Below are 17,326 nucleotides of genomic sequence, written 5' to 3'. Positions count from 1 at the left end.
TATTGAGCTACCGCCAGGCATGTCCGTCAATCGCAGCTAAGGAAACGCTGGGGGCATGGTGTACTAGCTGCGCCACAACGGCCACGGCAGGCTCCATTCTCTCGCCGCTTCAACGACTCGCGGCCACGACCCGAACAGCTCAAGAGCTTAGCACCGCCTTTTGCGGTTGCGTGCCTCACCACTCACGCTTACTCCCTTCCAGAACGCGCCAACTGCTAAGCTACATGAGGACGACTCGCCCCACAGCGCGAAGCACCTGTGTTCGCGCTATTGGCTGTCCCGTGCGTTGTGGTGCTGACCGTCGATGACGAGTCGAACCTACTGTATGGGCACTGCGCGCAGCAGCCTTTCATGCGTGCCAGCTATGTGTCCAAGGTTGGACGCGGATCGAAGCGTGCGCAGGGTTTTTCGTGAAAGTATAAAATCTAATCAACTTTATCAGAAGAAAATATATGATCGTAAGAAACTTTGAATACTTGCTTGCTTTGCACCGTGAAGGCCATTTTGGCAACGCGGCCAAAAGCTGCAATGTTTCTCAGCCGACACTCTCCGCGGGCATTAAGCAATTGGAGGAAGACATGGGTGTCGAGATCGTGCGTCATGGCCGACGCTATGACGGCCTCACTTCTGAAGGGATGCGCGTACTGTCTTGGGCTCAGCAGATGTATGACGACTGCAAAGGGCTGGAGCGAGAACTCTCCGCACTACGGCGAGGTATAGAGGGGCAATTCCGGCTAGGGATACTCCCAGGAACTGCCGGTGTAGCGCCCACATTAAGCATCGCCCTTGCTGAAAAAACGCCCTTACTTCAACAATCAGTTCTGGTTTCCGGCGCTTCTTCCCTGCTACAGGCGATTCGAGAAAACAATTTGGATATCGCACTCATGCATTTGGAGGATATCCCAGGGGAAGACTTCGATACTCACCTTCTGTACCGTGAACGCATTTTCCTTTTTCACGCCGCGAGAACACAGCAACCCCGAAGCACAACGTGGGACCATGTTCTCAATAGACAACTCTGCGTGCTGAACTCGGCAGTACCTGAACCCATTCAAGATAGGCTGACGCAATGTACCGCACAGACTATTCGCACTGATTCAATTGACGTGCTATCGGCACACGTGGCGACAGGAAAATATTCGGCAGTTCTTCCGCAATCTCTCGCCGGCCAACTCGCGCACATTCCAAATCTCCACGCAATCGCAATCAATGGACCAATGTCGCACTCAAATGTCGGATTCGTTGCTGGGAAAAATGCGTTCGAGGCACCGTCATCGCGTGCATTGCTCGAAATGGTGCACACCCCCGAACTCGCTGCCACGCTTCAATCCGTTATATCGATCCATCGTCGGTTCCAGCCCAAAGCAGACTCATCTCAAAGCCCCCTGAAATAGCGAGTCTTGAAGAGCAACTCTGTATTGCTTCAACCAGGCGAAGATTGCAGGCATGCCGTGTGCGCCGCTAACAGGCGCCACGTGCTGAGCAACCCATCGAAGTCCACCAGGTCCAGGGGCAACTAGGGGGACAGGAGTACCTGCTGCGTGCGGCGTCCTCATGTTTCGCTGGGTCGAGCTGACTGTTCCTAGATCAAGCTAGGAGGCGCGATGTAGCGATGATCGTTGCCCTCTCCCGGCTAGGAGACGAGCACGGCTCGACGAGCCCGCGTAGATAGATTGTGCCTATCTGCACATAGATTATTCCAGTTTGACCACTTCTGAGCTTGATCCTATGCTGTCAAGACCGCAGAAGGAGACGCGGCCAACGGCTAGGCAGTACCACGATCGTTCTTCTTGACAGCGGTAAGTCTCGTTTCCCACTTCGATTTAGAAGATGGAAACATTAACGCACAGAGGTGACGAAATGACTCCGACCGGTAACCGAATCGTGACTTTCGAGAAGCCCTTGGAAATGAAGGTCAACACCTTCAAATTTCCAGAGCTGATAACCCCTCAAGGGAAAAGCGCACCCCATGGCGCTATCCTCAAAATAGTTACCACAAATATCTGTGGCAGCGACCTTCACATTTATCGCGGTTCGTTTGCTGTTCCCAAGGGAATGACCATGGGCCATGAAATGACCGGCGAAGTGATCGAAGTGGGATCAGACGTCGAAGTCGTGAAGAAGGGCGACATCGTTTCCGTTCCCTTCAATGTGGGGTGTGGGCGTTGTTACAACTGCAAGCATATGCGCTCCGATGTATGCGAGAACACCAACCCCGAAATCGACTGCGGAGCCTACGGGTTCAACCTCGGTGGCTGGACGGGGGGCCAAGGTGATTATCTCTTCGTACCGTATGCGGATTTCAATCTCCTTCGCTTCCCTGACAAGGATGCCGCCATGGAAAAAATCCGCGATCTGACCCTTCTCTCTGACGTACTACCCACAGCTTTCCATGGGTTCGCTGGCCCAGACTGGCCAGCCGCACCGGCCTACGTCGTCGGCGAGAACATCCTGATCTTCGGTGCCGGGCCGGTCGGCAGAGCGGGTGCCGCCTGCGCCAGACTTCTGGGTGCAGGCGCCATCATCGTTGCCGATTACATTCAAGAGCGGCTGGACCTTCTCAAGCCACACGGCGTGGAAACCATCAACCTTTCCGACGGCGTGCCGATCGAGGAGCATCTCGAACGCATTACCGGGCACAGGGAGGTGGATCGCGTCATCGACTATGTTGGTGTGGACTGCCGCGGGTTTGGCGCGGAGGCTGACAAGATCGTGGAGAGCGCTGTTACCAACGCAATGCTCAAATATGTCCGCTTCGGCGGAATGACCAGTACGGTCGGTGTGTACTGCGCAAACCCGATCTCGAAAGACCCGAAAGCCAAGAAAGGCCATATGGATCTGGAATGGTCCAACGCCTGGATCAAGTCGCCGCGAATGTCGGCTGGTCAATCTCCGACGGCCAACTACAACCACGCGTTAATGCGGGCGATACTGAACGATCGCATGCCTTACCTTTCGCCGATGATGAACACTAAGTTCATCAAGCTCGAAGACGCGCCCGCCGCGTACAAGGAGTTCGACGCGGGTTCTGCATACAAGTACGTCATCGACCCGCATGGTTCAGTGCGGCAGTAAGCATCCGGCGCGGGCTAAGCATCAGGATGTCTCACACTTTCTGGTGAGAGGCATTCTGGCTCCGCAGGTCCCCGGCCAGCAACTGGAGCCGGCGAATATTTTCGCCGGCATTTGCCTGCTGCCCCAAGGCGTTGTGATTTTGACGGGGTACTTGCCTTGGCTCGGGCCAGGAGCAGAGCCTCAGCATCCGCAGGTGATGATCAACCGCAGGCGTGTTCGGGCGCCTGGTTCGCAATCGACCAAGGGTCGGACGGAGGCGATGCACGGCGTCCATTGACGTGCATGGCTGGACATAGCCTTCGTCTGATCCTGACCACCCCACGGACTTGATCAGGCTCGCCTGGTGTTGTGCCGGCCTCGGGCCATCGCACGATCAACCCAGCCCTGGCTCATTCAGCCAGAAGTTTCCAAAGACGTGGCCGAACTCGCCGCCGCCAGAATGGCAGTCACTTCTATAGGGAGATAGCACAGTGTTGGATAAGTCGGAACGGGAGGGTGGCCTATGGAGCTGCGCCATCTTCGCTGCTTCGTAGTTCTTGCTGAGGAGCTACATTTCACGCGGGCGGCTGAGCGCCTGCATATCGAACAACCACCGCTATCACGAGCCATCAAGGAACTTGAGGACGAGTTGGGCGTAGTGCTCTTCGACCGCAACCGGCGAGGAACAGTTCTGACGGCGGCGGGTGCGGTCTTCTTGCAAGATGTACGCCGTCTATTCACTGTGCTGGAACAGGCTCGTGAAAACGCCAAGGCTGTGGCAGCGGGCTTGCGCGGTAGCCTGCGCATTGCAGTATCAGATGGAGCTATCGATCCACGGCTGTCGGCATTTCTGGCTCGTTGTCGCGCCGAGGAGCCGGAGATCGAAATACGCTTGTCAGAGGTGCCTCTGGCAGAGCAAGTGCGTGGCTTGCGTTCGGGCGACTTCATGATCGGGTTCGCGCACACGGCCGATGTCGGCGACGGTATCGCTGCCGAAGCAATCTGGCGCGACCCGCTGGTGATTGCTGTGCCAGCTCGACACTCATTGCTCACCTACAAGGAGGTGCCACTTCAAGAACTCCAAGGCCATCCACTTGTCCTGTGCGACCCGCAGGTATGCGAGGGCTATTGCCGCGAACTCAAGCGGCTGCTCAACACGTTGGAGCACAAGCTGAATGTTGTCGAGGAAGTATCCTCGCTCGACATGATGCTCACCTTGGTCGGCGCCGGCTACGGCATCGGCTTCATGACGGCGACCAAGATTCCCATCTCCCAACGGCCGGATGTGGTGATCCGCCCCTTGGCGATGGATTCTGCCGTGATCACGACCTACCTGCTTCGGCCCGACGGCAGCAATTTATCGGCTTCGGTGGAGCGATTTATCGTTCGCCTACGCGACTCTTCGGACGGTTGACGAAGCCTGGCAGGCCAGACACTCAGGGATCAGTGTCGGCACGCAGATTGCGTTCGGTCGCCGTCATCAGGTCAGCCGCGCTTATTCCGAGTGCCGTAGAAATTTTCAGTATGAGCGGAAGCGTGGGCACGTGCTCACCACGCTCGATCTTACCCATGTGAGAACGCGAAATGCTTGCCCGAGATGCGAACTCGTCTTGCGCGACTCCCTGAGCGACGCGCGCAGCGCGCACGGCCTGTCCGAAGGCTAACGCCGACTCGGATTCATACGTCGATGTGCCAGAAGGACGGCCTGGCTGAATTGTTGATTTCTGCATTAGCAGAAGCGTCAAACAATCTGCCACAATTAACCACGTTAAAAATAACGACGTTAAACTTCACTCTTTCCTGCGACGCTGGTTTGCCTTTCTGGACAGATCGCTTATTGGGGGCCCTCATGCATGACGCCACCAGCCAGTTTTCCCATTTCAGGCTTGCTATCGCACCTGGAGTGCCATCCTCTTGCCTCACAACGCTTCTTGCCCTACAGCGAGCGGAGGAGCCGGAAGTCACCATCGCGTTCTTTGAGACCTCAGGCGACGACCTGATGACGGGCCTTGAGGAAGGCCGCTATGACGCTGGAATGTCGCTTCGGAACACTGGTGCTCCGGCCGTGAAAAGCCAGCCGCTCTGGGTCGAGAACATGGCCGTTGCAATGCCGCTGGGGTCCCCCTTACTTGCCCAGGCGAAAATCACGCTTGCCGAGCTTCTGGACTATCCGGTGTTTCGCTGGCCGACGGAGGCATGCCTACTGCTCGATCAGCGACTGTCTTCCCTTCCGTTGAGCCAACAGAGCATTCAGCATGTGACTTCGTTCGAGATGATGGCGCTTTGGGTCACCGCTGGCTACGGAGTGGGGCTCTCCGCGCAATCGCGCATTGAGCGTGCCCATGCGTGGGGGATCACTATGCGCCCGCTTTCAGACGGCCCCTACGAGATCGTGACATACCTGCAGCGGCCCCACGCCCAAGCCGACTCCGTTTTTGAGCGGTTCGAGCGCAGAGCGATGGAAGTTGCCAGGGCAGGCGCTGCGTAGCAGGCGCCCGCGGCCATAGGTTGAAGCGCGAGTGTCAGGCACCCTCAAGCACCACTGCGCTATCAACCAACCGGCGGACGCTTTGCCGCACATCCTCGGGGATGGGGTGCGGGGCAATAGTCTCGGGCGTATCCGCATGGTGCTGGTAGTCGCCCGTGATGACCCGGATGATCGCGGGCACGTTGGTCGGCGTGACCGTATCAATGGCCGCGCGGTCCCCCAGGTCAGGGTGCGGCTGGGTCAGCATGCGGTACAGGTCCCACGAATCCGCGTGTGGATACTGATTCATGAGCACCTGAGCCAGCCTGTGCTTGAGCGGTACAAGTTGCCAGTCGGGAACGCGTTGTCCCCGGTTGCCCAAGCTGATGGACAGCAGCTTGCCCGCCTTCAGCTCGCGGTTGATCTGGTCCTTGGATTTTCCGGCCAGCTTGCCGAACAGCGGGACCGGCAGGTTGTTCGGCGACTCGTACATGGCCAGCATTTCTTCCCGCTCGCGCTGGATTGCAGAGACTTCGGGCTCCGGGGCATGCGTCGGCGGTGGCGGCACCTGCGACAGCCGCTGGAACGTGATCCCGCCGCTGTTCGGGGTCACGACGATGGGCGTGGCCACCACTGGCGGGGCGACGGAGGGAGCCTGCTCGGCCACCGCGGGGGCCGCGTCCATCGCGTCCTCCACTTCCGCCATCGCCGGCACCCCGTCGATACGGATGGTCAGGTGCGCGCTCGCGGCTCCCACTTCGCCCTGTTCGAGCAGGTCGAGGCGATCGGCCCAGTCCTGCATCATCCGGCGGCGCGGCTCCACGTACTTGGCGTGGTTGTAGGCCGAACTCACCTTGTTCGGGTCGGAGTGCGAAAGTTGCGCGTCCACCCAAATCTTGGGGTAGCCGATCTCGTTGAGCGCCGTCGAGATGGTGCCACGAATGCCGTGGCCGGTCAGACGCCCCTCGTAGCCCATGAGCTGCAAGGCCTTGTTGAGAGTGTTCTCGCTGATGCGCTTCTTGAGTTCGCTACGGTGCGACAGCAGGTATTTTTGCGCCGGCCGCATTGCGCCCAGGAGGTAGCGGACGATCTCGATGGCCTGCAGGGACAGCGGCACGATATAGGGGGGCACGTCCTGCGGCCGCTTCCCCGCCTTGCGCATTTCGTCCTGGAGCTGCTTGACGATCTGCGGCGGGATGATCCACAAGCCCCTGTCGAGGTCGAACTGTTCAGGTTCGGCCAACCGCAGTTCGCCGGTGCGCACCCCGGTCAGGAACAGTAGCCGGACGCCAAGCTGGGTCTGCCAGCCACGGGGGTTGTAGAGCCGGAGCCTCTGAAGGAACTCGGGCATCTCGGGCAGGTGCAGGTAGGGGTTGTGGGCCACCGGGGGCTTGGGCTCGGCCACCACGTCCAGGTCCGCGGCCGGGTTGACTTCCAGTCCCTCGGCGATGACCAGCGCATATCGGAACATCTGGTTGAACCAGGTGCGGACTTTCTCGGCGGTGGTGAACGCCTTGCGCTTCTCGATCGCCGCCAGGACGCCCAGGAGCTGGGGGCGACGAATGTCGTAGATCGACATCTTTCCCAGAGTGGGCAGCACGTCCTTGTTGAAGATGCGCAGGATCTGGGAAAGCGTGCTCTGACGGCCTTCCTTGAGTTCCTTGCGGCGATGCTCTACCCAAGCATCGAAGACGGTCTTGAAGGTGTATTCGCCCGCCAGCTTGGCCGCGTGCCGTTTCTGGTCGCGCTCGACCTGGGGATCGATCCCCCTGGCGAGCAGGGCCTGGGCCTTGTCCCGCTCGGTCCGGGCCTCGCGCAGGCTGAGGGCAGGATAGCCACCCAGGCACAGGCGCTTTTGCTTGCCCAGCCAGTAGTAGCGGAATTGCCATGACTTGCCGCCTGCGGCTGAGACCATCAGGCCCAGGCAGTCGTTGTCGGAGAGGGTGTAGCGTTTTCCGGTGGTCTTCGCCTGCCGGACGGTCAGATCAGAGAGCGCCATTTCGAGACTCCTAAGTAATGACTTAGGCCCTATGCTCGTCATGGTTCCCGCTCAGCCCCAGCAACTATCCGGTAGCCAACCCACCCATATTCTTGTGCCTTATTTGGTCACTCAAAAACGGTAGCTGTGGGTGGATTTCCGTGGCACTCGCTGGAATGAAAAAAGGAGCCGAAGCTCCTTTTTTCAATGACCTACAGACCCCAGTAGAAGTCTGTGGATCAAAATTTGGAGCGGGAAACGAGACTCGAACTCGCGACCCCGACCTTGGCAAGGTCGTGCTCTACCAACTGAGCTATTCCCGCAATTTGGCGTCCCCTAGGGGACTCGAACCCCTGTTACCGCCGTGAAAGGGCGGTGTCCTAGGCCACTAGACGAAGGGGACACGCTGCTGGCATTACTGCCTGCTTTCACTCCCTGCCGCGTTTCGCTGTGTGCTTTACGCTGCAAGTGGCGCGCATTCTATGGATGGTTCGGACAGGCGTCAACCCCTTTGTAGAAATTTATTTAAATCAATGACTTCCGGGTGGGTTGGGGTGCAGATGCGGGATGGGTTGCCGATATAGAGAGAAGCAATCCTGTGCCGGCCCTTTCGCGGCTAAAGCCGCTATTCGCCCCCCGGCAAACTCACTACACTCAAAGCTGTAATTCTTCTTCAATGAGGCATTAACGGTGACACCACTTCTGATCACCCTGCTCATCGTGGCGGGTATCGCGTTGCTGATCGTGATCGGCTACCTAAACAATGTGGTCGAGAACGGTAAGCTCGAACGCGCCCGGATGAAGGTCGAGCTGGCCGACCGCCTGCGCCGCTGTGGCGAAATCACCGAGACCTTCCCCGGCCAGTTCATGACCCCGGCCCTGAAGTTGCTGCTGACCCGCCTGGAGCTCAACCTCAACCAGCGTCAACTGGCGATGGACAAGCACAATGCCGAGATCAAGGCGCGCATCGCCGAACTGGAGAGGCTGATTGCCCTGGGTGCGCAAATCCCGGTAAACAACCCGCCCAACCCTATCCAGACCGAGATCAAGGCCAAGGATGTGCGCTTCCTGCTGGAAGCGTTGCACAACCAGGTGACCCGCGCCGCCCAGGAGGGCTTCCTGCCCACGCCCGAGGCCAAGCAATGGATCAAGGAAATCCGCCATATCCTGGTGCTGCTGCATATCGAGTTCTTCAACAACCTCGGCCAGCAGGCCCTGCAGAAAAACCAGCCAGGCCAGGCGCGCCTGGCCTTCGAGCGCGGCGTGCAGTACCTGCGCAAGCAGCCGGAACCGAAGGTGTATGAAGAGCAGCTGACGTACCTGGAGAAGCTGCTGGCCCGGGCCAATGCCCAGGTGCTGGACCGAATGGCCCCGGCGGAGGACGAGCAGAATGAACTGACCCAGGGGCTCAAGACCGATGAGGAAGAGACCTGGAAGAAGAAGGTGATGTACGACTGATGCTTTAACCTTTACCGGCCTCTTCGCGGCTAAAGCCGCTCCCACAGGGACCGCCTCGCCCTCAGGCTTGGTGCGATCCTTGTAGGAGCGGCTTTAGCCGCGAAGAGGCCGGTACAGGCAACAGATATCAACAGTCGGTCAACTCCAGAAAAATCGCCGCCAACCGCTCCAGCCCCACCTGATCCGCCTCACTGAAGCGCCCAAGCTTGGGGCTGTCCAGATCCAGCACACCAATCAGCCTGCCCTCCTTCACCAGCGGGATCACCAACTCGCTGTTGGACGCGCTGTCACAGGCAATGTGCCCCGGAAACGCATGCACGTCCTCTACCCGCTGGGTCTGCCGGGTGGCCGCTGCCGCCCCGCACACGCCTTTGCTGAACGGGATGCGCACGCATGCCACCTGGCCCTGGAACGGGCCCAGCACCAGTTCTTCGTTGCGGTTGAGGTAGAACCCCGCCCAGTTCAGGTCATCCACCTGGTTATAGAGGAACGCCGAAAACTGCGCGGCATTGGCGATGAAGTCACGCTCGTCGGCAAACAGCGCCTGCACTTGCGCCGCCAGCAGGTTGTAGCCGTCGAGGCCGGCGCCACTGGCATTGAGGTCGATCATTTACTTTTGCTCCAGCAATTGCAGCCCGACCCAGTAGCGGGCGAACTGATAGGCACAACGGCCATTACGGTTACCGCGGCCGGTGGCCCAGCGCACGGCGAGGATGTCGAGTTCTTCGCTGCGCTGCCAGGCCAGGCCGGCAGTTTGCGCGAGCTGGCCGATCCAGTGCTCGACCACGTTCAGGAAGTGTTCCTGGGTGAAGGGGTAGAACGACAGCCACAGGCCAAAACGGTCGGACAGGGCAATCTTGTCCTCCACCGCTTCACTGGGGTGCAGCTCGCCGTCCACGCGCTTCCAGTTCTCGTTGTCGCTCTCCTTTTCCGGCACCAGGTGGCGGCGGTTGGAGGTGGCGTACAGCAGCACATTTTCGGGAGCCTGCTCGAGCGAGCCGTCTAGCACGCTCTTGAGCACCCGGTAGTCGCCCTCCCCGGCTTCGAACGACAGGTCGTCGCAGAACAGGATGAAGCGCTGCGGCAGCTTCTGCAGCTGCTCGACTACACGCGGCAGGTCGGCCAGGTGATCACGTTCGATCTCGATCAGGCGCAGGCCGGCACCGGCGTGCTCGGCCAGCAAGGCACGTACCAGCGACGACTTGCCGGTGCCACGCGAGCCCCACAGCAGTGCATGGTTGGCTGGCATGCCGTTGATGAACTGATGGGTGTTGCGGCCCAGCTGGTCACGCTGCTGGTCGACACCGATCAGGTCGCTCAGGCGAATGTCCAGGCTGACTTCCAGCGGCAGCAGGTAGCCGCTGCGGCCATCACGCTGCCAGCGCGCGGCCAGGGTGGTGGCCCAGTCGATGTTCGGGCGCTGGGCCGGCAACAGGGGTTCGAGGCGGGCCAGTACCGATTCGGCGCGGTCCAGGAAAGCAATCAAGCGAGCGTCCATCAGGGCTCCTGCAAATTCAGATTCGGGGCTGCTGTGCCGGCCTCTTCGCGGCTAAAGCCGCTCCCACAGGTTTATCACCGCCCTTGAGACCTGTGATGTACCTGTGGGAGCGGCTTTAGCCGCGAAGAGGCCGGCACAGCCAGTAGAGCAATCAAGGCTGAATGTGTGACAGACCCACCAGCAGCCGGGGCTATTCGGCTATGCTTGCGCAGCGCAAGGGACGTGAAACCGGCTCGGGACACATGGATATCAAGTTCACCAATCGCCTGTCATACAAGCAAGCCCGGTTGACAGTCCTGGTCGGCTTCATCCTGGGAACATTGCTCAGTCTCATCCAGATCGGCATCGATTATGCCAGCGAAGACGCGTCCATCAACCGTGAAGTACGCGCCTTGCTGCAAATCAGCCACAACCCGGCCTCGCGCATCGCCTACAACATCGACTCGGAACTGGCGCTGGAGCTGACTCGCGGCCTGCTGGAGTCGCCGGCCATCATCCGTGCGCGGCTGATCGACAACAACGAAACGGTACTGGCCGACGTCGAACGGCCGCGCCTGGAGGACCGCTACCGGCCACTCAGCGACTTCCTGTTCAGCGATCAGCGCCAGTTCAAGGAACGCCTGTATCTGACCCACATGCCCGAGGAAAACCTCGGCACCCTCTACCTGGAGGTGGACACCTACGCCTTCGGCAGCCGCTTTCTCGACCGCGCCGGGATCACCCTGCTCAACGGCTTCGCCCGTAGCCTGGTGCTGACCGGCATCCTCCTGGCGCTGTTCTACATGATGCTGACCAAGCCGCTGGTGACGGTAATTGGCGCGCTCAGCGGCAGCGACCCGCGCAAACCCACGCAAACCCGCCTGCAATGCCCACCCGGACATGAACATGACGAAATCGGCGTACTGGTAAGGGTCGCCAACCAGCAGTTCGTCAGCATGGCCACCGAGATCGATCAGCGGCGCACCGCGGAAAACCGCCTGACCCAGTACCTCAACGAGCTGGAAGATATCGTCTCGGCACGCACCAACGAGCTGAAGGCCAGCAACAGCAGCCTGAGCCAGTCCAACCAGGAGCTGGAAGAAGCCCGCCGCCGGGCGCTGGACATGGCCCAGGCACGCGCCGCCTTCCTCGCCAACATGAGCCACGAAATCCGCACCCCGCTCAACGGCATGCTCGGCATGATCGCCCTCGCCCTGGACAGCCCGCTGCCCAGCGAGCAACGCCAGCAACTGGCGATTGCCCATGACTCGGGCAAGGTGCTGGTGGAGTTGCTCAACGATATTCTCGACCTGTCCAAGTTCGATGCAGGCCAACTGGAGCTGGAGCGCATTCCGTTCGACATGGGCTCGATGGTCGAGGACACTGCCAACCTGCTGTCGCAGAACACCGCGCAAAGCGTGGAGCTGACCTGCCTGATCGCCCGCGACTTCCCCAGCAGCGTGCTTGGCGACCCCACGCGGGTACGGCAGATCGTCAGCAACCTGCTGTCCAACGCCCTCAAGTTCACCCGCTTCGGCCGCGTGGATGTGCGCCTGTCGACCATCGTCGGCGGTGTGCGCCTGGAAGTGCGCGACACTGGCATCGGCATCCCCGAAGAAGCCCAGGCACGGATCTTCCAGCCATTCACCCAGGCCGGCGCCGGCATCACCCGCCAGTACGGCGGCACCGGCCTGGGCCTGGCGCTGACACGCAACCTGTGCAAGGCCATGCAGGGCCACCTGCATATCAAGTCCAATCCCGGCTTCGGCAGCCGCTTCACCGCCGAACTGCCGCTGGCCGTGCACACCGAGGCCATTGCGCCGGCACCGTTGCACGGGCGCGTGGCGGCGCTGAGCACGGCCGGTAGCGGCCTCGATGAACTATTGCAGGACCTGTTGCCCGCCTGGGGCCTAGCCTACCAGCACCATGACAGTTGCGCGGGGCTCGACGCCACGGCCATCGACCTGCTGATCACCGACAGCCTGGACCACCTGTTCGAACTGCGACCGGCATTGAAAACACCTATCTTGCTGGTGACCGCCTACGGCAACTTCCTGCCCAGCGAACAGTCGGTCGCCCTCGCCCCCCTGCACCAACTGGCCCGGCCACTGGCGCGCAACGCCCTGTACCAGACCTTGCGCCGCACCTTGCAGGGCCATGAGCCCGAACACCCGCTGGCGACCCCGGCCATCACCCTGGAACAAGGCCGCGCGCGCATCCTGCTGGTGGAGGACAACCCGGTGAACCAGCTGGTGGCCAAGGGCATGCTGGCCAAGCTCGGCTGCCAGGTGCAGCTGGCCACCCAGGGCGCCGAGGCCCTGGAGCTACTGGAACAGGACGAATTCGACCTGGTCCTGATGGACTGCAACATGCCGGTGATGGACGGCTACGAGGCCAGCCGGCGTATCCGCCAAAGCGGTCGCTGGCCCGACCTGCCAATCGTCGCCCTCACCGCCAATGCCATGCCCGAAGAGCGCGAGCGCTGCCGGGCAGCGGGCATGAACGACTACCTGGCCAAGCCGTTCCGCCGTGAAGAGTTGCTGGCGCTGGTCGACCACTGGGTGCCTGTCAACGGCTGAGCAGGCGCTCGATGTCCGCTTCCAGGGCCTGCGGCTTGGTGGTGGGGGCGTAGCGCGTTACCTGGCCAGAGGCCGGGTCGACCAGGAACTTGGTGAAGTTCCACTTGATCTTCTGGCTGCCCAGAATGCCCGGGGCGCGCTGCTTGAGTTCGGCGAACAGCGGGTGGCTGCCGGGGCCGTTGACCTCGATCTTGCGGAACAGCGGGAAGCTCACGCCGAAATTGCGCTCGCAGAACTGGGCAATTTCCCGTGCATCGCCCGGCTCCTGCTTGCCGAACTGGTTGCAGGGGAAGCCCAGCACCACCAGACCGCGCGCGCGGTAGGCCTGCCACAGTTGCTCCAGCCCCTTGTACTGTGGGGTGAAGCCGCACTGGCTGGCGGTATTGACCACCAGCAGCGCCTTGCCGGGGAAGTCGCCGAGCGTCCTGTGCTCGCCGCCCAGGGTCACACAGGGGATGTCCAGTATCGATCCAGCCATGGTCGGGCTCCGGTCAGTCGCGCGGGCGCAGGTCGATGCACACCGAGTTGATGCAGTAGCGCAGGCCGGTCGGTGGCGGGCCATCGGGGAACACGTGGCCCAGGTGGGCATCGCAGCGGGCACAGGTGACTTCGGTGCGGATCATGCCGTGGGAGGTGTCGCGAATCTCGATCATCGCGCTTTCCTCGATGGGTGCGTAGAAGCTCGGCCAGCCGCAGCCGGAATCGAACTTGGTCTGCGCATCGAACAGCGGCAGCCCGCAGCAGATGCAATGGTAGATGCCGTCGCGACGCTCGCTGTTGTACTTGCCGCTGAACGGCCGCTCGGTGCCCTTGAGGCGGCACACCTGGTACTGCTCGGGGTCGAGCATCGACCGCCATTGTTCCAGGGTTTTCTCGATCTTTTGCATGTAGGGACCTCGGCAGGCTGAATTTCACTGCGCACCGTCTTTTCCGGGGCGCGGGTGGCACGTATATTAGTTGGCTTCGTGTGCCAGGCGTTCAGTCTGGCACCCGCTTCCTGCCCTTTCAAACCTTTCGGCGGGGCGTAGCGCGTTTTCTCAATCGGGATCCCATCATGCAGTTCAGCAAATCGAACAAGCTCGCCAATGTCTGCTACGACATTCGCGGCCCAGTGCTCAAGCACGCCAAGCGCCTGGAAGAGGAAGGCCACCGCATCCTCAAGCTGAACATCGGCAACCCGGCGCCGTTTGGCTTCGAGGCGCCTGACGAAATCCTCCAGGATGTGATCCGCAACCTGCCCACCGCTCAGGGATACAGCGACTCCAAGGGCCTGTTCAGCGCGCGCAAGGCGGTGATGCAGTACTGCCAGCAGAAGCAGATCGAAGGCGTCGGCATCGAGGACATCTACCTGGGTAACGGCGTGTCCGAGCTGATCGTGATGTCGATGCAGGCGCTGCTCAACAACGGCGATGAAGTGCTGATCCCTGCCCCCGACTACCCGCTGTGGACCGCCGCCGTGAGCCTGGCCGGCGGCAAGCCGGTGCACTACCTGTGCGACGAGCAGGCCGACTGGTTCCCCGACCTTGAGGACATCAAGGCCAAGATCACCTCGAACACCAAGGCCCTGGTAATCATCAACCCGAACAACCCGACCGGCGCGGTGTACTCCAAAGAGCTGCTGCTGGGCATGCTGGAACTGGCCCGCCAGCACAACCTGGTGGTGTTCTCCGACGAGATCTACGACAAGATCCTGTACGACGAAGCCGTGCACATCAGCACCGCCTCGCTGGCCCCCGACCTGCTGTGCCTGACCTTCAACGGCCTGTCCAAGTCGTACCGTGTGGCGGGCTTCCGCTCCGGCTGGTTGATCATCTCCGGGCCCAAGCACCACGCGCAAAGCTACATCGAAGGCATCGACATGCTGGCCAACATGCGCCTGTGCGCCAACGTGCCGGCCCAGCATGCCATCCAGACCGCGCTGGGCGGCTACCAGAGCATCAACGACCTGGTGCTGCCACCCGGCCGCCTGCTGGAGCAGCGCAACCGCACCTACGAGTTGCTGAACGACATCCCGGGCGTTAGCTGCGTGAAGCCGATGGGTGCGCTGTATGCATTCCCGAAGATCGACCCGAAGGTTTGCCCGATCCACAACGACGAGAAGTTCGTGCTCGACCTGCTGCTGTCGGAAAAGCTGCTGATCGTTCAAGGTACTGCGTTCAACTGGCCGTGGCCGGACCACTTCCGCGTGGTGACCTTGCCGCGGGTGGATGACCTGGAGGCGGCGATTGGCCGGATCGGCAACTTCCTGAAGGGTTATTCGCAGTAAGTGATGGCCTCTTCGCAGCGCAAGGCTGCTCCTACAGGAGAACGCATGCACCTGTAGGGCAGCCTTGCGCTGCGAATGGGCTGCAAAGCAGCCCCCAAAAACCCCACAGGATGTTTCTTACATCCTGCAACGCTCTATCCCACAGCCCCCGCGCCATCCTCTGCCATACTCCGCCGTACACAGTTTGAAATAGTCGCCCGATTGAATCGGCACGGCCGGCCCCTTATATACCCCGCAGTAAGCGACAACTCATCCGTCAGGAGAACGTAACAACCATGATGCGCATTCTGTTGTTTGTAGCCACCAACCTCGCGGTGGTGCTGGTTGCAAGCATTACCCTGAGCCTGTTCGGTTTCAACGGGTTCATGGCCGCCAACGGGGTCGACCTGAACCTCAGCAGCCTGCTGGTGTTCTGCGCCGTGTTCGGCTTTGCCGGCTCCCTCGTCTCGCTGTTCATCTCCAAGTGGATGGCGAAGATGACCACCGGTACCCAGATCATCAGCCAGCCGCGCACCCGCCACGAGCAGTGGCTGCTGCAAACGGTCGAAGAGCTGTCCCGTGAAGCGGGCATCAAGATGCCCGAGGTGGGTATCTTCCCGGCGTACGAGGCCAATGCCTTCGCCACCGGCTGGAACCGCAACGACGCGCTGGTCGCCGTGTCCCAGGGCCTGCTGGAGCGTTTCTCGCCCGATGAAGTGCGCGCAGTGCTGGCCCACGAGATCGGCCACGTGGCCAACGGCGACATGGTCACCCTGGCGCTGGTGCAAGGCGTGGTGAACACCTTCGTGATGTTCTTTGCGCGCATCATCGGCAACTTCGTCGACAAGGTGATCTTCAAGAACGAAGAAGGCCAGGGCATTGCTTACTACGTGGCGACCATCGTTGCCGAGCTGATCCTGGGCATTCTGGCCAGCATGATCGTGATGTGGTTCTCGCGCCGCCGCGAATACCGCGCTGACGAAGCCGGTGCACAGCTGGCCGGTACCGCGGCGATGATCGGTGCGCTGCAGCGCCTGCGCGTGGAGCAAGGCCTGCCGGTGCACATGCCCGACACCATGAAGGCCTTCGGCATCAATGGTGGCCTGAAGCACGGCCTGGCCGGGCTGCTGATGAGCCACCCGCCGCTGGAAGACCGTATCGAGGCCCTGCGCCGTCGCGGTTGATCCAACCGGTAAAACAAAAGGGCGGCTTCGGTCGCCCTTTTTTTGCACACCTGTGCCGGCCTCTTCGCGGGTAAACCCGCTCCCACAGGTTCACCACACACCTTGAGGTTGTGCAGTACCTGTGGGAGCGGGTTCACCCGCGAAAGGGCCGGGACAGGCTACACACCTGTCAGCGGCTGACCCGGTAAACCCGCTCCAACAAACTCGATACCCCGGCCTGCAAAAACTTCGGGCTTTCCTCAATCACCTCCACAGCCTCCAGCTCATCCACCTGCCACCCGGTAAACCCCTGCCGCAGCTCTTCATCCCCGACCGAAAACGGCGGTCCGTCCAGCAAAGCCTGGTCATAATCCAGAGTCACCACCAACCCCTGGCAACCCGCCGGCAGCAAGCCCGACAACAGCTGCATGTAAGCCACACGCATCTGCGGCGGCAAGGCAATCAACGCCGCCCGGTCATACAGCCCCGCGCAATCGCCAATATCCTCGACCTTCAACGCAAAGAAATCCCCACACCAGAGCTCAACGTCACCACTGCGCCAAACTTCGAAAACCCCGCGCTGTTGCACCTCGGCTTCAAGCCCATGCTCGCGGAAGAATGCCTCCACCGCTTGCCGCGACAACTCTACGCCCAACACGCGATACCCCTGCCCGGCCAGCCAGGCCAGGTCCAGGCTCTTGCCGCACAACGGCACCAGCACGCGGCTGCCCGGCGCCAGGCCAAGCGTTGACCAGTACCTCTGCAGATAGGGGTTCACCTGCGCCTGGTGAAAGCCGATCTGGTTGTCGGCCCACCGCTGCTGCCAGAACGCTGGCTCCATGATCACTCCTGATTTTTAGATGGTTTGTCGGTAAAAGTTGGTTTGGATTTCGATCTGTAGTTGA

The 17,326-nt window shown here is 60.9% G+C and carries 15 protein-coding genes and 2 tRNA genes; 8 read left to right on the top strand and 9 right to left on the bottom strand.

The window, feature by feature from the left end; all coding sequences use genetic code 11:
- The first annotated feature begins 452 nt into the window (after positions 1 to 452).
- The 3 genes from E5221_RS07655 (at position 453) to E5221_RS07645 (ending at position 4,468) form a co-directional block, all read left to right on the top strand.
- Positions 453 to 1,394 carry a LysR family transcriptional regulator gene (locus tag E5221_RS07655; protein WP_054572497.1) on the top strand — a complete coding sequence of 314 codons (942 nt, stop codon included), beginning with the start codon at positions 453 to 455 and terminating at the stop codon, positions 1,392 to 1,394.
- 466 nt (positions 1,395 to 1,860) lie between these two features.
- A complete protein-coding gene (locus tag E5221_RS07650) occupies positions 1,861 to 3,075 on the top strand; it encodes a glutathione-independent formaldehyde dehydrogenase (RefSeq protein WP_009459598.1) in 1,215 nt (404 codons plus the stop codon).
- 502 nt (positions 3,076 to 3,577) lie between these two features.
- Positions 3,578 to 4,468, top strand: coding sequence for a LysR family transcriptional regulator (locus E5221_RS07645; RefSeq protein WP_023435198.1), 891 nt, complete (start codon positions 3,578 to 3,580; stop codon positions 4,466 to 4,468).
- 22 nt (positions 4,469 to 4,490) lie between these two features.
- Here the strand turns inward: E5221_RS07645 and E5221_RS07640 are convergent, their stop codons facing one another.
- Positions 4,491 to 4,784, bottom strand: a complete 294-nt coding sequence (locus tag E5221_RS07640; protein ID WP_009459591.1) for a helix-turn-helix transcriptional regulator — start codon at positions 4,782 to 4,784, stop codon at positions 4,491 to 4,493.
- Positions 4,785 to 4,903: 119 nt separating this feature from the next.
- Here E5221_RS07640 and E5221_RS07635 point away from each other — a divergent pair, with 119 nt between their 5' ends.
- Positions 4,904 to 5,542 carry a substrate-binding domain-containing protein gene (locus E5221_RS07635; protein ID WP_029885977.1) on the top strand — a complete coding sequence of 213 codons (639 nt, stop codon included), beginning with the start codon at positions 4,904 to 4,906 and terminating at the stop codon, positions 5,540 to 5,542.
- Positions 5,543 to 5,576: 34 nt separating this feature from the next.
- Here the strand turns inward: E5221_RS07635 and E5221_RS07630 are convergent, their stop codons facing one another.
- From E5221_RS07630 to E5221_RS07620, 3 genes are all read right to left on the bottom strand, one after another.
- Entirely contained in the window at positions 5,577 to 7,520 is a 1,944-nt protein-coding gene (locus tag E5221_RS07630) for an integrase arm-type DNA-binding domain-containing protein (protein ID WP_023435196.1), read from the bottom strand.
- Between the two features lie 226 nt (positions 7,521 to 7,746).
- Positions 7,747 to 7,822: transfer RNA gene (locus E5221_RS07625), tRNA-Gly, on the bottom strand.
- 4 nt (positions 7,823 to 7,826) lie between these two features.
- Positions 7,827 to 7,902: transfer RNA gene (locus E5221_RS07620), tRNA-Glu, on the bottom strand.
- 287 nt (positions 7,903 to 8,189) lie between these two features.
- Between E5221_RS07620 and E5221_RS07615 the strand changes: the two genes are divergently transcribed.
- Complete coding sequence (locus tag E5221_RS07615) at positions 8,190 to 8,957, top strand: hypothetical protein (RefSeq protein ID WP_015269386.1); 768 nt, start codon at positions 8,190 to 8,192, stop codon at positions 8,955 to 8,957.
- Between the two features lie 127 nt (positions 8,958 to 9,084).
- On the opposite strand, the gene E5221_RS07610 is transcribed toward E5221_RS07615, so the two are convergent.
- Positions 9,085 to 9,567 carry a GAF domain-containing protein gene (locus tag E5221_RS07610; protein WP_003260813.1) on the bottom strand — a complete coding sequence of 161 codons (483 nt, stop codon included), beginning with the start codon at positions 9,565 to 9,567 and terminating at the stop codon, positions 9,085 to 9,087.
- Positions 9,568 to 10,455 (bottom strand): ATP-binding protein, encoded by an 888-nt coding sequence (locus tag E5221_RS07605; RefSeq protein ID WP_061552371.1) that lies wholly within the window; start codon positions 10,453 to 10,455, stop codon positions 9,568 to 9,570. It abuts the gene before it with no gap.
- 200 nt (positions 10,456 to 10,655) lie between these two features.
- Between E5221_RS07605 and E5221_RS07600 the strand changes: the two genes are divergently transcribed.
- Positions 10,656 to 13,013: a response regulator gene (locus E5221_RS07600; RefSeq protein WP_247847100.1), complete on the top strand. Its 2,358-nt coding sequence runs from the start codon at positions 10,656 to 10,658 to the stop codon at positions 13,011 to 13,013.
- On the opposite strand, the gene E5221_RS07595 is transcribed toward E5221_RS07600, so the two are convergent.
- Together E5221_RS07595 and msrB are read right to left on the bottom strand one after the other, a co-directional pair.
- Positions 13,003 to 13,491 (bottom strand): glutathione peroxidase, encoded by a 489-nt coding sequence (locus E5221_RS07595; protein ID WP_247847099.1) that lies wholly within the window; start codon positions 13,489 to 13,491, stop codon positions 13,003 to 13,005. The two genes, E5221_RS07600 and E5221_RS07595, sit on opposite strands and share 11 nt — an antisense overlap.
- A gap of 13 nt (positions 13,492 to 13,504) precedes the next feature.
- Positions 13,505 to 13,900: a peptide-methionine (R)-S-oxide reductase MsrB gene (gene msrB / locus E5221_RS07590; protein ID WP_015269381.1), complete on the bottom strand. Its 396-nt coding sequence runs from the start codon at positions 13,898 to 13,900 to the stop codon at positions 13,505 to 13,507.
- A gap of 167 nt (positions 13,901 to 14,067) precedes the next feature.
- Here msrB and E5221_RS07585 point away from each other — a divergent pair, with 167 nt between their 5' ends.
- Complete coding sequence (locus E5221_RS07585) at positions 14,068 to 15,279, top strand: pyridoxal phosphate-dependent aminotransferase (protein ID WP_061552373.1); 1,212 nt, start codon at positions 14,068 to 14,070, stop codon at positions 15,277 to 15,279.
- 275 nt (positions 15,280 to 15,554) lie between these two features.
- Positions 15,555 to 16,442 carry a protease HtpX gene (htpX, locus tag E5221_RS07580; RefSeq protein WP_003259721.1) on the top strand — a complete coding sequence of 296 codons (888 nt, stop codon included), beginning with the start codon at positions 15,555 to 15,557 and terminating at the stop codon, positions 16,440 to 16,442.
- A 169-nt stretch (positions 16,443 to 16,611) separates the two neighbouring features.
- On the opposite strand, the gene E5221_RS07575 is transcribed toward htpX, so the two are convergent.
- Positions 16,612 to 17,262, bottom strand: a complete 651-nt coding sequence (locus tag E5221_RS07575; protein WP_247847097.1) for a thiopurine S-methyltransferase — start codon at positions 17,260 to 17,262, stop codon at positions 16,612 to 16,614.
- Positions 17,263 to 17,326: the final 64 nt, after the last annotated feature.

The organism is Pseudomonas sp. A2, from assembly GCF_023100865.1.
Lineage (GTDB): Bacteria > Pseudomonadota > Gammaproteobacteria > Pseudomonadales > Pseudomonadaceae > Aquipseudomonas > Aquipseudomonas asiatica.
Note: the sequence above shows the minus strand (reverse complement) of the source record. Positions and strands in the feature narration are given on the sequence as shown.

What these genes read in the sequence shown, in the direction of transcription:
- E5221_RS07575 (WP_247847097.1), bottom strand. Translation starts at nt 17,262, where the DNA reads ATGGAGCCAGCGTTCTGGCAGCAGCGGTGGGCCGACAACCAGATCGGC.
- htpX (WP_003259721.1), top strand. Translation starts at nt 15,555, where the DNA reads ATGATGCGCATTCTGTTGTTTGTAGCCACCAACCTCGCGGTGGTGCTG.
- E5221_RS07645 (WP_023435198.1), top strand. Translation starts at nt 3,578, where the DNA reads ATGGAGCTGCGCCATCTTCGCTGCTTCGTAGTTCTTGCTGAGGAGCTA.
- E5221_RS07585 (WP_061552373.1), top strand. Translation starts at nt 14,068, where the DNA reads ATGCAGTTCAGCAAATCGAACAAGCTCGCCAATGTCTGCTACGACATT.
- E5221_RS07605 (WP_061552371.1), bottom strand. Translation starts at nt 10,455, where the DNA reads ATGGACGCTCGCTTGATTGCTTTCCTGGACCGCGCCGAATCGGTACTG.
- msrB (WP_015269381.1), bottom strand. Translation starts at nt 13,900, where the DNA reads ATGCAAAAGATCGAGAAAACCCTGGAACAATGGCGGTCGATGCTCGAC.
- E5221_RS07650 (WP_009459598.1), top strand. Translation starts at nt 1,861, where the DNA reads ATGACTCCGACCGGTAACCGAATCGTGACTTTCGAGAAGCCCTTGGAA.
- E5221_RS07610 (WP_003260813.1), bottom strand. Translation starts at nt 9,567, where the DNA reads ATGATCGACCTCAATGCCAGTGGCGCCGGCCTCGACGGCTACAACCTG.
- E5221_RS07600 (WP_247847100.1), top strand. Translation starts at nt 10,656, where the DNA reads ATGCTTGCGCAGCGCAAGGGACGTGAAACCGGCTCGGGACACATGGAT.
- E5221_RS07595 (WP_247847099.1), bottom strand. Translation starts at nt 13,491, where the DNA reads ATGGCTGGATCGATACTGGACATCCCCTGTGTGACCCTGGGCGGCGAG.
- E5221_RS07630 (WP_023435196.1), bottom strand. Translation starts at nt 7,520, where the DNA reads ATGGCGCTCTCTGATCTGACCGTCCGGCAGGCGAAGACCACCGGAAAA.
- E5221_RS07635 (WP_029885977.1), top strand. Translation starts at nt 4,904, where the DNA reads ATGCATGACGCCACCAGCCAGTTTTCCCATTTCAGGCTTGCTATCGCA.
- E5221_RS07655 (WP_054572497.1), top strand. Translation starts at nt 453, where the DNA reads ATGATCGTAAGAAACTTTGAATACTTGCTTGCTTTGCACCGTGAAGGC.
- E5221_RS07640 (WP_009459591.1), bottom strand. Translation starts at nt 4,784, where the DNA reads ATGCAGAAATCAACAATTCAGCCAGGCCGTCCTTCTGGCACATCGACG.